Consider the following 13219-nt stretch of genomic DNA (forward strand, 5'->3'; position numbering starts at 1 on the left):
CACACTGCCGTATGATTTTCAAACAATCTAAACTAATTGAGTTTTCATCACTTAAGTTAACTATTTTATTGTTTTAATAAATTAATAATTATGAGCACTTTAACTGTTGTATTCTTAAGGCTTGTATATGCCTCTGTTGTTATTGCAAGATTTGCGCTAAAATAGACCAGCTAAAAAATGCATCTAACTCGAGGTTCTACAAGGCATGAAAAAACTGCTAATTTCACCGTCACAAATGTCGCTAGGCGAGCAAGAAAACCAAATATACCAAAACATTCTGAAGCAATCCTCAGAACTCAGCCTAAATCTAATGGCCGTGAAAGTAGAAAACCACCCAGATGATTTTTTACTTTGGTGCTATGAACTGCTTAACGCAAGCAAAGATCGTATGAATTACGACTTGCTAGAGCCGCAACAGTTACCAGTACTAAAAAAACTGCACGACCAACTTATTTCTGCTATTAGCTTTTTACAAGTTAAAACGTTACGTGTAGCGCCTTGGCCTGTAGTAACTACATTTATTGAGCAGCACAAAGATCTTATTGCACTTGATGAGCAGCTTCGCTTAACAAGCTACATTGCAAGCATTCGCCCGCAATCACTTAAAGATATGATCCCAGAAGACTTACTTGCGTTTAGTGGTAAGCACATGGCATCGCTTGATCCAAGCACTTACAACTTTGATGTTGAATGGTTTGCATCAACTAAAAGCGCTAAAGCGTTTCATCAACTACTGGCTGATATGCCTGATGCGTTTGATGATGCACTTAGCAATATTCCGTTGGAAGGTAATATTACTCATTATGAGTACCAGCAATTTGTTGCTGCTTACTTAAAAGCTTTTAGCGATGGTAACGAAAAGCCAACGCTCGCTCCAGCAACTCGCTTATTAGCGATGCGTCGTCCTGACGTATTTACTCCTATTAGCAATAATAGATTAGATGCTTTATGTGGCGCACTGGGTGTTAGCAAGCTAAAAAACACTGACTTTGAGCGTTACTGGCAAGACATAGTACAAAAAATTCAAACTCTGTCTTGGTTTAAAATGGCTAAAGCAGACAGCGAATTAGAAGAGCAGCTGGTAAGCATTAAAGCGCTTATTCCGTGCTTTTTTTACTATGCAGACACCACAACAGCCGATAGCTCTAATTACATCAAGCTGCTAAGCAAGCCAAAGCGCAGTACTTCAGGTACAGGTAAAACTAAGCGTAGAGGTAAAGAATCTGCAGAAATTTTAGTAGACCGCGCACTTGCAGCTGACGATATTCCTGAGCATATTCGTAGCAAACGTGATTCTATTATTAATGAAGTACAAAAAGGTCGTGGAGTTAACGAAACAATTAGCTTAATGCGTACTATTTTTGGTTAATTATTAATAACTAACCTAGCAGCGCCGATTTGGTGCAGCTAGGTTAATTTATGCACCACAAATGTAAAACCCCTTAAAATCTTATCTCTGCACCTCTCCCTCTACTAATTATAAGCTATTGTTTTAAAAAACCTAAAACCATATTCACTGCAATAAAGTGAAGCTGGCATACCCCGTGCAATCTTCTTTTCTGTTAAATAATAAAATGCTGCCAAGCTATAAGCCTTAAAGCTTTGGCATGCAATCATATAACAGGAACTAAAACATGCTAAAACTACAAAAAGTCATAACAATAACAGCACTCTCTTTAGTTAGTGTCGCATCAACAGCAACCTATGCTGAAGTAACCGCTAATGCGGCAGCAACATCAAACTATTTATGGCGCGGACAAGAACAAACCAGTGGTGATGCTGCCATTTCAGGCGGCATTGACTACACCAACGAGTCTGGTTTTTATGCCGGTGCTTGGGCATCAAATGCCTCTTGGGCCGATGAGATGACCTATGAATTAGACTTGTATGCAGGCTTTGGTGGCGCTATTAATGAAAGCGTGAGCTACGATGTTGGTTACATTTATTATGCATACCCAGATGCAGCTTCCACGGCTGATGCTGACTTTTCTGAGATTTACGGCAGTATAAGTGTAAAAGGCTTCACCTTTGGTGCTGCTGTATTAGCAACCTCTGCAGCAAGTGGTGACGGTACAGACTTTGCTGACTCACTTTACCTAACGGCAGATTATGCTTTTGCTGTTGGCAATAACGGCACCGAAATAGCATTTCATTTAGGCCACTACTCTGGTGATTTTATAGGTGATGACAATATTATTGATTATGGCATAGCAGTATCTAAAGATGGTTTCACTTTTGGTTTATCTGATACCGATATAGATGGCTCTGACGTAAAAGCCTATGTTGCTTATTCAGTAGACTTTACACTTTAAAAATTACACTGTAATTGCTGCAACCCAAGAGCCGAAAGGCTCTTTTTTAGTTTTAGCAGCATAAATAACCTGGCCACTAAACAAACTACGTTAACAAACCGTTACAATAAAATAATCACCTTATCCTCATTTTGCCTTATGCTATAGCCAGTAATTCCCCCCAAATTAGGTTATTAAGGAATAATAATGAAGTCACCTAACGCGCTAAGCGCACTAATCGATATTTATATCAGCCCAAGTAAAGCGTTTAATGGTATAGAGCAAGCAAAAGGCTGGTCATGGTTGGCCCTTATTTGTATAGCAGTTGCCACCGCCGCGAGTATGTTTGTTTTTTATAATAGTGTTGATATACAGTTTTTAATTAATGAGCAAGTAGCCGTTTCAAGTGTTGATGCCACTATTGGCGAGCAAAAAATGATTCGTCAAGCGATTGAACTAAATGCCCCAAACCAAATGTGGTTTGGCATGATCGGCGGTATTATTGGCATAGTAATAATGAATGCTTTAGTTGCACTTTATTATATGCTGATAGCTAAACTCGATCCTAACTCACAACATAGTTACGGTGCTTGGTATGGCTTTTCATTATGGACAATGATGCCTACGGTTATTTCAAGCCTTGGCACTATCGCCTTAGTATTAATGGCCAACACAGATCAAATTTCGCAACAAGCGGTGTTTAGTTACGCTTCTATCAATCAGCTCATTGTTGGGCTTGATGCCACACATACTTTTTATACCTTACTAGAATCAATTAACCTGTTCACTATTTGGAGCATTGCGCTGGGCATGGTTGGGCTAAAATGCTGGACTAATTTCTCAACTAATAAAGCGCTGCTGTTTGCAGCCTTACCAAGTATTATTATTTTTAGTGTTTGGGCGATTATAGCCGTACTTTAATTATTATGCAGAGGCAAGTTAGCCTCTGCACATTTTCACTCACGGACCGATAAAATGAAAAAAGCCATTATCATCACACTCGCTATTGCCGCTTTTATAGCGTTAATTGTATCAAAACAAATTTCTGGTGATAAAAAACAGCCCGAGGTAAATATCGCCCATGTTGAACTAGGCAATATTGCCGACTCAATAATGGCGTCTGGTAACTTAGTATTTAATACTCAAGTTCAGCTGCGCTCTGAAGTTACCGGCCGAGTAGATAAAGTATTTGTCGAAGAAGGCCAAAGTGTAAAACAAGGCGATATTTTAATGCGCCTTGATACCACTGCATTTGAATCTGAAGTAACCCGCAATAAAGCGCTACTACGTGCCACCGAAATAGAAATTAAACATAGCCAAATTCGCTTAGTTAACTTTGAGCGCCAACTAAAAAGACAAAAAGAGCTTTACGATGTCGGTTTGGGCAACGAAGAGGCTTATGAAAACCTAGCAAGTGCCCGCGACTTAGCTAAAATAGATATTGAATCTCGTAAAGAGTCGTTTAACCAAGCTCATGCGTCGTTGCAAATTGCCCAAGATCGGTTAAATAAAAGTGTTTTTAAAGCGCCTATGAGTGGCCTATTGGCTTCGGTTAATATTAAAGAAGGCGAAACGGTTATTGCCGGAACGACCAATATAATAGGCTCTGACTTAATGCTGGTTGCTGACCCCAGTGCTATTTTAGCTGAGTTGCGGGTTGATGAAACCGACATAGCCAGTATTAAACTCCACCAAAAAGCAAATATTTATGCCGCTGCTTATCCTAATAATCCTTTTACTGGCACAGTAATAAACATTGGTACCTCGGCTAAAAATCAGCCTGGCTCACAAGGGTTATCATTTAAGGTAAAAGTATTACTCGATGCTACCGATCGTCAACTATATGCCGGAATGAGCTGTAGAGCAGAAATTGCCACCAGCATTGCCGAAAATGGTTTAAAGTTACCAATAGAAGCAATTCAAAAACAAGACGACAGCACCTTTGTTTGGCGCCTAAATAACGACAACAGCGTTAGTAAAGTAACCGTAACTGTTGGTATATCATCAGATATTGAACAAGCAATTACCGAGGGGCTCAATGAAGGTGACAAAATAGTTATTGGCCCGGCTCGCCCTATTAGTACTTTAAAAGAAGGCGACACAGTAAAAGTAAAAGCCGCTGCGAAGGAAAACAACTAATGACTGCGGTGATCAAGCTTGAGCATATTAATAAACAATACAAAATGGGCGCTGAGATATTTAAAGCACTTGATGATGTAAACATTAGCATTATGCCCAATGAATATGTGGCCATTATTGGCCCCTCAGGATCTGGCAAGTCTACCCTAATGAATTTGTTAGGCTGCTTAGATACCCCCACCAGCGGCGAGTATTATTTAAAAGATAAGTTAGTAAAAAGTATGACCGAAACCGAGCTTGCGCACCAACGCAACGAAAGCGTCGGATTTATATTTCAAAGCTTTAACTTATTACCACGCGCATCGGCGCTAGAAAATGTAATGCAGCCTTTAGTTTACCGCTTTACCCCTAGCAAACAACGCAAACAACAAGCCCTTGAGGCGCTAAAGCGCGTGGGCTTAGCCGACAAAGTAAATCACTTATCAAGCCAGCTGTCGGGCGGGCAACGTCAACGAGTTGCTATTGCTCGTGCTTTAGTCACTAAACCGCATATATTATTAGGTGATGAGCCAACCGGTAACTTAGACAGTAAAACCACCCGCGAAATTATGGCCTTATTTGATGAGCTGCATAACGAAGGGCATACCATTATTTTGGTTACACATGAGCAAGAAATTGCCGACCACTGTCAGCGGGTAATTCGCTTAGTGGATGGTAAAGTAGTGAGTGACGTAACTAAAAACCAAGGAGCAAGGCAGCATGTTTAAACTTGCACTGGCCACTATGGAAGGCACTAAAGCCGCATTTTCAGCAATTAAAGCAAATGCTATGCGCTCTGCCCTTACCTGTTTAGGTATTATTATTGGCGTGGCCGCAGTAGTAACTGTGGTTGCTGTAATGCAAGGCTTTACCAAGCAAATAAACGATCAGTTCGCTGATATGTCGCCCGATGTAACTACTATTAAGGCGTATACCAGTATTGAGCTAGAAATGGTTGGTAAAAATGCAAAACTTAGCTACGACGATTTTTTAACCTTAAAAGCACGAGTAAAAGAAGCAGAAACACTCACCGCACTAATGTTTACTTGGCGTTTTTCGGGCGGAGCTGAGTATGGTAATAAAAGTCATTCATCGCGGGTTATGGGTACTGAGCAAGACTATCAAAAAGCATACCGTACCTACCCCGATCTAGGCCGTTTTATTCGCGCTGAAGACGACGAAAAACGCCGCCGCGTAGCTTTTATTGGGCCGTCAATTATCGAAAAATTAAACTTACCCAACAATCCGGTAGGCGAATACATAAAGCTAGGTGGCGAATGGTTTAGAATTATTGGTGTAGCCGAAAAACAAGGTAGCTTTTTGGGCTTTGATCAAGACGATTATATTAATATTCCCATTAGCACTATGAGTGCGTTAGAGGGAGGCAATACGCAAAGTAATGTACAAATTATGTTTAGGCTTGAAGACAACGCTAACGAAGAGCAGGTACTAGCAAAAATTACTCGTATACTGCGCCAGTTACATAAACTTAAAGACGGCGACGACAATGACTTTGAATTTGAAACTGCTGAAAAAGCCCGCGCCCAAGTAGATAAATTTACCGGTAGTGCCACTGCCATAACCGCAGGTATTGTTGGTATTAGCTTATTAGTTGGTGGCATAGGTGTAATGAATATTATGTTAGTGTCGGTAACTGAGCGCACCCGCGTGATTGGCACCCTTAAAGCGCTAGGCGCTACACCCGGCTTTATAATGTTGCAGTTTTTAGTTGAGGCTGTGGTGTTATCGCTATTTGGCGGGTTGATTGGGCTTGCCATTGGTTATGGCGCAGCGGGGCTTATTTCGTTTATGGTTCCTAGCATGCCAGATGCGTATATTCCGGCATGGGCGGTAATGTTGTCGTTTGGTTTTACTTCATTAATTGGCATAGTGTTTGGTTTAGCCCCAGCCATTAAAGCCGCCAGGCTCAACCCTATAGATGCACTGCGTTACGAGTAACAATAGCATTGTAGTTGCTTACAAGGATGTAAGCCTAGTACATAATTAACACAGTGATTAAAACTCTCTTTAAACTTCAAGCACAAAGTATTACCCTACTTAAACACCACTTAAAAAATGAACTTTTAACGCTTAAACCACCCAAAGTACACACTATTGATATTGCTCACTGCTAATTTTAAATAAGGTATTAAATGCACAAAAAGCTAATACGTTGCATTATTGCTGCATGCTCTTTTTTAACTATAAACTCTAGCTTGGCGCTAGCACAACTAAACCCATCAGATGAAGCGCAAGGTATAACCGAAACCGCATATACTCCTCTGCGTTGTAATCAGCAACTACAGGCAAGTAGGCAAAAAACATACAGCCGTAAGTTTATTGTTCCTCAACAAGCTAGGTTACTCTCATGGAATATTTATAAGGCACAAAACCAAGGCCTATATAAAGATTTAACTCACCTTAATGAAACTGCTGATATTGTTTTATTACAAGAGGCTATTGTAGATACACGCCTTACTAGCCTTAAACCTTTTTGGCGTTTTTCGCCCGGTTATAAAAGTGGCAATGTACAATCTGGTGTAATGACGCTTAGCCGCTGGCCTGCAACTGTACATTGTACTTTTATTCATAAAGAGCCATGGTTACGAAGCCCTAAAGCAACTAACATTGTTGAATATGCAATGGCTAACCAACAACGTCTATTGAGTGTTAATTTGCACGGCATTAACTTTACGTTTGGTACTAAAGCCTACGCGCAACAGTTACAAGCCAGTATAAAAATAATGCAACAACACAAAGGGCCAATTCTTTTTGCGGGCGATTTAAACGCATGGAGCGATGCACGCCAAAAGCTAGTTAATGACGCGCTGACTAAACTGGGCCTTAAAGAAGCTATATACGTAGATGACAAGCGTACAAAAGCATTTGGTTTAGCCCTGGATCAAGTGTGGGCTCGTGGTGTTGTTATTTCTGATACTTTAGTAAGCGAATATAACAGCTCTGATCACAACCCTATTTTAGCCACTTTAAAAGTTGATGATGTATAACATGAAAAAAACTCGTATTTATTCTGCTTGGCTACTGACCATATTATTCACCTTTTTTAGCCAAATAAGCCTAGCTGCACACCCCAACCAATTACCTAATCAAGAACCCAATCGAGAACCCGACCAAGAAGTGCAGCATTTAATTACCTTTATTTACAACAGCAACGCCACTTTTATCCGCAATGGCGATGAACATACTAGCAAAGAAGCCGCCGAGCATTTAGCCATGAAATACCGTAAAGCTAAACGTTATGCAAAAACAGCCGACGACTTCATTAATAATCTCGCTAGTAAAAGTTCATGGAGTGGTAAAGCCTACACGGTAATTTTAAGCAGTGGTGCTAAGTTAACCGCAAATAGCTGGCTAACCAATGAGCTAATACGATTTAGAAACACAAAAAAGCCGTAGTAAATACGGCTCTCTAAAGCTATCAATAATAACAAGCTAAGCGTTACCTAGCTGTATGCGCTAAGTTAGGTAAGTAATCTACCGCTAGAATATCGCCGGGGTTAAGCCCAGTAACTACATGCTGCTTTGCGCCAATTATTTCACCTAAGCGCACAAACCGGCGTTCTATTTGCTCATTGTCACTATTAATCACATACAGCATAGTTAATTGGCCAAACTCATGTATCCAGCTACTATCTAGCAATATTCCTTGTTCATCGGGTAATACTAACTCTAATTGCGCATACAAGCCGGGCATTACCCCTACAGAAGAGTCAAAGTCTAAGCGAATTAACAAACTACGTGAGGCGCTATCGGCAACCGGAACTATTTCGGCCACTGTGGCTGGCGAGGTTAAATTAAGTGCAGGCAACTTTATGGTTAAACTTTGCCCTAACTGCAATTTAACCGCTTGCGTTTCTCGCACATTAAACTCAACTTGTAGCTGCTGCGGGTTATATAATCCCAATAAAGCCTGCCCAGGCGTAGCTGTATCACCCGGTTCGACTAACCGCTCTACTACAACCCCCGAAATAGGCGCTGTAATACGAGTGTAACTCAGCGCAACTTTGGCTTGTGTTTGCTGCTGCTTAGCGGCAATTAAATTGGCCGATAAACTATCAAAATTTGCCTTCGCATTATCTAACTCACTTAACGATACTAAGCCTTGCGCATACACACTTTCAATTCGCTTAAGTTGCTTTGTAGCTTGGGTTAATGCGGCTTGAATAGCATTAATTTGCGCCTCACTTTGTGCTAATTGCGCTTTAAAGTCATCTTGTTGTAAGGTAATGAGTAAATCACCTTTGGTTACTTTATCGCCCGCGCGTACACTTAAACGCTCAACTTGCGCCATAACTCGCGATGAAATTTGGGTATTTTGTTTCGCAATAATACTGCCTGGCACCCATTCACTACGGGATATTTTTTGTAGTAAAACCGTTTCCCGCTTACCGTGGTAATTGTTAGCGTTGGTCGTTTTTAAACCAGCAACTTGCTTATTTGAAAAGCTGCCCGCCATATACAATACGGCGCCTACTACCACTAATAAAGCGAGTAACGAGCCAACTAGTTTTGATTTACCTTGCATGCGTTTCTCCCGCAGTGGTTTCTGTGTTTGCAAATACTAAGTAATAAACAAGCGGCACTACAAATAACGAAAACAACGTTGATGCCACAATGCCAAAAATAATCGCAATTGCTAAGCCACTAAATACCGGATCTAGTGTAATCACTAAGTTACCTAATAATGTGGTGCCTGCGGTTAGTAGTACGGGGCGCATGCGCACTGTTCCTGCTGCAATTAACGCTGCTTTTATTGCCATACCTTGGGCGCGTGCTTGATTAATAAACTCAACTAAAATAAGTGAATTACGCACCACAATACCCGCCAAGGCAATCATGCCTATCATCGCAGTAGCGGTAAATAAAACCGGCTCGGGAGCTGATGCAATACTGCGCTCACCAAACTGATTAAGTAACCAAAAACCAGGCATAATACCAATAACAGTGAGTGGTATTGCCGACATAATAATAAGCGACAAGCTTACTGAGCGTGTTTGTAGCCGTAAAATAATAAAAATGGCGCTAAGTGCAAATGCAAAGGCAATCCCCATATCTCTAAATACATCTATGGTAATACGCCACTCTCCTTCACCGCTAAATGTTACTTGCGTACCTGGCGGTAATTGCCAAGGTGCAGTGCCACCATTATTAAAAAAGTGCCGCGCTAACCAAGGCGTTTTTACAAAATCGTCTGTTGATATATTTAAATCAGCAGTTACATCGGCAATTATTGCTGCGGGAGTTCTCCCATTTAGCTCTGCCATAACATAAATAACTTCGCGCTGATCTTTGCGCATAATAGTTTGCGCTACATTTAATTGAGTAAACTCTCCAAGCTCAGAAAGCGCAACTAAAGGCCGCGGCGCACTGCTTAAGCCAAATTTACTCGCATTTTTAGCTATGTCTCTGTCGCCCCTTAGTTGTAATGCTAGCAATTGTGCAAATTGATTGCGTTCGCTATAAGATAACTGCAGTTTTATTGGCACAGGCTGAGCTTCGTTGCTGACATAAAGCTGCCCAACCGTTTGCCCTTGTGACGCTATGCTAAGTGTTTGCGTGATATTTTCGGTAGATATAGCACTATGCGCCGCTTTCGTTTTATCAGTAATAAAACGTTGCAAAGGGGCTGCTGCAACCATTGAAGTATCAACCTCTACCACATGAGGTTCTTGTTTTAAGCGCGTTGCAACTTGCTCTGCGGCTAAATAATGCGTTTGCCTATCAATAAATGTATCTCGATAAACTTCTGCCACTAAAGTACTTAACACCGGCGGCCCTGGCGGCACTTCAACTACTTTAATCACTATGCCGTTATTTACTAATGGTGCTAACTGTTTACGCAAACGCATTACCACCGCATGAGATTGATGCTCGCGTGCTGTTTTATCTAGTAGTAGCACTCTTAGTTCAGCTAAGTTCGGTGCTTCTCGTCGGTAATAACCGCGTACCATACCATTAAAGTCCATACTTGAAGGCTGGCCTACATAAGTGGCTATTTCACTTACCTCGGTTAATTGCCATGTGAGCGTTTGCACTTGTCGGGTAAAAGCAGCTGTTTGCTCTAAATTAGTGCCCTCTGGCATATCAATAAGTACTTGTAGTTCATTTTTATTATCAAACGGTAATAACTTCAGCGGTACTAATCGCATCACAGGTAACATGGCGCTAATAATAAATAACGCAAGCGTGATCCACAGTACCCATTTAGCACGTGGTTTTGAGGCCAGTAAGGGGGTTAGTAAGCGCTCGTAAAGGCTCGTTTTGTTATTTGCTTGATCGGGCTCTTCACTATTAGTTTTTAGTAATTTCATGGCAAGCCATGGGGTTACAAAAAATGCCACTAATGTTGATACCATAACACTCACAGGTACGTTAAATGCCATTGGCGCCATATAAGGCCCCATCATTCCAGTAATAAAAGCCAGTGGAATAAATGCCACCATAATAGTTAGGGTCGACATTAATAGTGCAGTGCGAATTTCACTCATTGCATTCACTATTTGCTGTTTTTTATCACCCTTTTTATTTATAAAACGGCTGATGTTATCTATACCTGTGATCGGATCATCAACCAGTAACCCCAAAGATAAAATTAACGCAAATAAGGTCACTCGGTTAATTGTGTAACCAAAGGCAAAATCAAGCGAGAGCGTAATGCCATAACAAATGGGTACAGCAAGTCCAACTACTATTGCCGGGCGCCAACCTAAAAATACGCCCACAAATATAACCACAGTAAATACTGCAAACACTAAGCTTGAGGCTAAATTATTTACTTTTTCGTCGGCGGTTTGGCCGTAATCTCGCAGTACTGAGTACGTTATTTCTGCTGGTAGTAACCTTGTTTTTAGCTCTGCCATCATGGCATGTACATCGCTTGCCACCGCTACAGCATTAGTGCCTGCTTGTTTGGCAATACTCAGCGTTACCATAGGGTAATGCTGTTGCTCATTTGACTGCGCCAGCCATTGATAGTTTTGCGCCTCATCGGGGCCATCACTAACCTGGGCTACATCGGTTAAATAAACACTTTTACCATTAACAACATTAACGACTAGTTGTTCTATCGCTGTTTTAGTTCTTAATACATCGCCCGCTTGCAAAATTATTTGCTGCTGGGCATTTACCACGCTACCTACCTCGGTGAGTTGATTAGATACACTAAGCGCATAATAAACATCACTTAATGTGGTTTGGTGTGCAGCCAAAGCGGTGGCATTTAAATTAACGGTAATGGCGCGGTTACGCCCCACAATTACTTTTACTTCGCTCGTGTGTTCAATTCGTTGTAAATTATTGGCTATTTCGTTTGCAAAGCGGGTTAATTCATAATCACTATAAAGCTTAGGATCCTTGCTATATAACCCAAGCATAACAATAGGCACATCATTTACTTCTACTGGGCGTATTTGCCAGCTTTTAATAATAGGAGTCATAGTATGTTGATAGCTATAGAGCTTGGCGTAGGTATCGAGTATGGCTTGTTCGCGATCGTGCCCTACCTCAAAGCGCAAAGTAACCACAGCACGACTACTTTGCGTAGTTGAATATATATGTTTTACACCACTAAGTTGCGCCAATAACTTTTCTAATGGCTCGGTGACTAACCTAGCAACTTCAGGGGCTTCTACATTAGGTGCCGACACATAAATGTCGAGCATAGGTACCACTATTTGTGGCTCTTCCTCACGCGGCGTTTGCTGTAAAGCAAATAACCCACACAGTACCGACAACACAAAAATAATAATTGGTACGCGGCCACTTAAACTGCTTTTTACAGCGTTATCTATAGCGTTCATTGTGTTATTCCTTACAAAACAACCCATATAAAGTTGCCAGCAGTGTTACAGCATCTTTATCAATAACACGATAATAAATTGTTTGGCTGTCGCGTCGAGTAGCCACTATATTTGCTTTACGCAGTGCTGCTAAATGCTGAGAGAGTGCCGATTGTGCAAGAGGTACAGCTTCATTTAACTGCGACACGTTCATTTCGGTGTCTTGTAAGGAGCATAAAATCATTAAGCGATTTTTATTGGCTAAGATTTTTAATAATTTCTCTGCTTTTTCTACGTTGGCAGCCATGGCAGTAAAGTCAATATTCATACTGTGCTCTTATACTTAATTTGTTAGTAAGTATAGGTTGCTAGAACAGCCATGTCTAACATTAGATCTTGCTAATGTATAAAAATCTAATATAGTAGCTATACATACTCATTAAAATGACCGACTATAATGAAGCTTAATAATGCACTGCGCTTAATTGCTGGCATCATGATTATTATCTCTGTTTTATTACAAAGCTTTCATGACCCACGCTGGATATGGTTTACTGTATTTATAGCACTAAATCTAATGCAATCAGCTTTTACCTGCTGGTGCCCAATGATCACACTATTACGCAAACTTGGCGTTAAGGAATAACAAATGCTTACATCCATTCCCGACTTATTAAAAACAATTATCCCTAACCAGCGCCGTATTGACGCCCAACAAGCAAAGCAAGAGCTTGCAAGCAATAAAGGGTTACTCATTGATGTACGCGAACCGGCTGAACATGCCGCGAAAGCAGCGCCTGGAGCAATCAACATTCCGCGTGGCTTACTCGAAATGAAGTTAATGGAGCTAGAAAAAGACGCCTCACGGCCCATTTATTTACACTGCGCCAGTGCTGCTCGCGCCACTTTAGGCGCCGAAGCACTTACGCGGGTTGGCTACGAAAATGTCACAGTTATTACTTGTAAAGCAGAAAAAGTACATGAGGTGTTTTGAGTTAAAATAGCTAGGCG

At 41.1% G+C, this 13219-nt stretch carries 13 protein-coding genes; 10 read left to right on the forward strand and 3 right to left on the reverse strand.

Annotated features, from left to right (window positions below):
• Positions 1-205 precede the first annotated feature (205 nt).
• From RB215_RS13670 to RB215_RS13705, 8 genes are all read left to right on the forward strand, one after another.
• Positions 206-1369: a hypothetical protein gene (locus RB215_RS13670; protein ID WP_309216572.1), complete on the forward strand. Its 1164-nt coding sequence runs from the start codon at positions 206-208 to the stop codon at positions 1367-1369.
• Between the two features lie 265 nt (positions 1370-1634).
• The gene (locus RB215_RS13675; RefSeq protein ID WP_197108721.1) at positions 1635-2312 is read left to right on the forward strand and encodes a TorF family putative porin; all 678 of its coding nucleotides are present in this window, start codon (positions 1635-1637) and stop codon (positions 2310-2312) included.
• Between the two features lie 186 nt (positions 2313-2498).
• Positions 2499-3212: a YIP1 family protein gene (locus RB215_RS13680; RefSeq protein WP_309216573.1), complete on the forward strand. Its 714-nt coding sequence runs from the start codon at positions 2499-2501 to the stop codon at positions 3210-3212.
• A gap of 54 nt (positions 3213-3266) precedes the next feature.
• Positions 3267-4430 carry an efflux RND transporter periplasmic adaptor subunit gene (locus RB215_RS13685; protein ID WP_011329455.1) on the forward strand — a complete coding sequence of 388 codons (1164 nt, stop codon included), beginning with the start codon at positions 3267-3269 and terminating at the stop codon, positions 4428-4430.
• Positions 4430-5137 carry an ABC transporter ATP-binding protein gene (locus tag RB215_RS13690; protein WP_011329456.1) on the forward strand — a complete coding sequence of 236 codons (708 nt, stop codon included), beginning with the start codon at positions 4430-4432 and terminating at the stop codon, positions 5135-5137. The genes RB215_RS13685 and RB215_RS13690 overlap by 1 nt, the downstream gene beginning before the upstream one ends.
• Positions 5130-6368 (forward strand): ABC transporter permease, encoded by a 1239-nt coding sequence (locus RB215_RS13695; protein WP_182678963.1) that lies wholly within the window; start codon positions 5130-5132, stop codon positions 6366-6368. Before RB215_RS13690 ends, RB215_RS13695 begins: the two co-directional genes overlap by 8 nt.
• Before the next feature lie 194 nt (positions 6369-6562).
• Positions 6563-7417: an endonuclease/exonuclease/phosphatase family protein gene (locus RB215_RS13700; RefSeq protein ID WP_309216574.1), complete on the forward strand. Its 855-nt coding sequence runs from the start codon at positions 6563-6565 to the stop codon at positions 7415-7417.
• Between the two features lies 1 nt (position 7418).
• A complete protein-coding gene (locus RB215_RS13705; RefSeq protein WP_309216575.1) occupies positions 7419-7826 on the forward strand; it encodes a YfeK family protein in 408 nt (135 codons plus the stop codon).
• A 43-nt stretch (positions 7827-7869) separates the two neighbouring features.
• On the opposite strand, the gene RB215_RS13710 is transcribed toward RB215_RS13705, so the two are convergent.
• The 3 genes from RB215_RS13710 to RB215_RS13720 are packed head-to-tail and all read right to left on the reverse strand — an operon-like array spanning position 7870 to position 12536.
• Positions 7870-8955 (reverse strand): efflux RND transporter periplasmic adaptor subunit, encoded by a 1086-nt coding sequence (locus RB215_RS13710; protein WP_182684490.1) that lies wholly within the window; start codon positions 8953-8955, stop codon positions 7870-7872.
• Positions 8945-12229 carry an efflux RND transporter permease subunit gene (locus tag RB215_RS13715; RefSeq protein WP_309216576.1) on the reverse strand — a complete coding sequence of 1095 codons (3285 nt, stop codon included), beginning with the start codon at positions 12227-12229 and terminating at the stop codon, positions 8945-8947. The genes RB215_RS13710 and RB215_RS13715 overlap by 11 nt, the downstream gene beginning before the upstream one ends.
• A 4-nt stretch (positions 12230-12233) precedes the next feature.
• Positions 12234-12536 (reverse strand): metalloregulator ArsR/SmtB family transcription factor, encoded by a 303-nt coding sequence (locus tag RB215_RS13720; protein ID WP_309216577.1) that lies wholly within the window; start codon positions 12534-12536, stop codon positions 12234-12236.
• 129 nt (positions 12537-12665) lie between these two features.
• Here RB215_RS13720 and RB215_RS13725 point away from each other — a divergent pair, with 129 nt between their 5' ends.
• The gene (locus RB215_RS13725) at positions 12666-12854 is read left to right on the forward strand and encodes a DUF2892 domain-containing protein (RefSeq protein ID WP_086998941.1); all 189 of its coding nucleotides are present in this window, start codon (positions 12666-12668) and stop codon (positions 12852-12854) included.
• 3 nt (positions 12855-12857) lie between these two features.
• Entirely contained in the window at positions 12858-13202 is a 345-nt protein-coding gene (locus RB215_RS13730) for a rhodanese-like domain-containing protein (RefSeq protein WP_192531955.1), read from the forward strand.
• The last annotated feature ends 17 nt before the right edge of the window (positions 13203-13219 follow it).

It is taken from the genome of Pseudoalteromonas sp. HL-AS2 (assembly GCF_031198805.1).
Lineage (GTDB): Bacteria > Pseudomonadota > Gammaproteobacteria > Enterobacterales > Alteromonadaceae > Pseudoalteromonas > Pseudoalteromonas nigrifaciens.

Excerpts from the sequence above, each read along its gene's own strand:
- RB215_RS13670 (WP_309216572.1), top strand. The coding sequence starts at position 206 with ATGAAAAAACTGCTAATTTCACCGTCACAAATGTCGCTAGGCGAGCAA.
- RB215_RS13675 (WP_197108721.1), top strand. The coding sequence starts at position 1,635 with ATGCTAAAACTACAAAAAGTCATAACAATAACAGCACTCTCTTTAGTT.
- RB215_RS13680 (WP_309216573.1), top strand. The coding sequence starts at position 2,499 with ATGAAGTCACCTAACGCGCTAAGCGCACTAATCGATATTTATATCAGC.
- RB215_RS13685 (WP_011329455.1), top strand. The coding sequence starts at position 3,267 with ATGAAAAAAGCCATTATCATCACACTCGCTATTGCCGCTTTTATAGCG.
- RB215_RS13690 (WP_011329456.1), top strand. The coding sequence starts at position 4,430 with ATGACTGCGGTGATCAAGCTTGAGCATATTAATAAACAATACAAAATG.
- RB215_RS13695 (WP_182678963.1), top strand. The coding sequence starts at position 5,130 with ATGTTTAAACTTGCACTGGCCACTATGGAAGGCACTAAAGCCGCATTT.
- RB215_RS13700 (WP_309216574.1), top strand. The coding sequence starts at position 6,563 with ATGCACAAAAAGCTAATACGTTGCATTATTGCTGCATGCTCTTTTTTA.
- RB215_RS13705 (WP_309216575.1), top strand. The coding sequence starts at position 7,419 with ATGAAAAAAACTCGTATTTATTCTGCTTGGCTACTGACCATATTATTC.
- RB215_RS13710 (WP_182684490.1), bottom strand. The coding sequence starts at position 8,955 with ATGCAAGGTAAATCAAAACTAGTTGGCTCGTTACTCGCTTTATTAGTG.
- RB215_RS13715 (WP_309216576.1), bottom strand. The coding sequence starts at position 12,229 with ATGAACGCTATAGATAACGCTGTAAAAAGCAGTTTAAGTGGCCGCGTA.
- RB215_RS13720 (WP_309216577.1), bottom strand. The coding sequence starts at position 12,536 with ATGAATATTGACTTTACTGCCATGGCTGCCAACGTAGAAAAAGCAGAG.
- RB215_RS13725 (WP_086998941.1), top strand. The coding sequence starts at position 12,666 with ATGAAGCTTAATAATGCACTGCGCTTAATTGCTGGCATCATGATTATT.
- RB215_RS13730 (WP_192531955.1), top strand. The coding sequence starts at position 12,858 with ATGCTTACATCCATTCCCGACTTATTAAAAACAATTATCCCTAACCAG.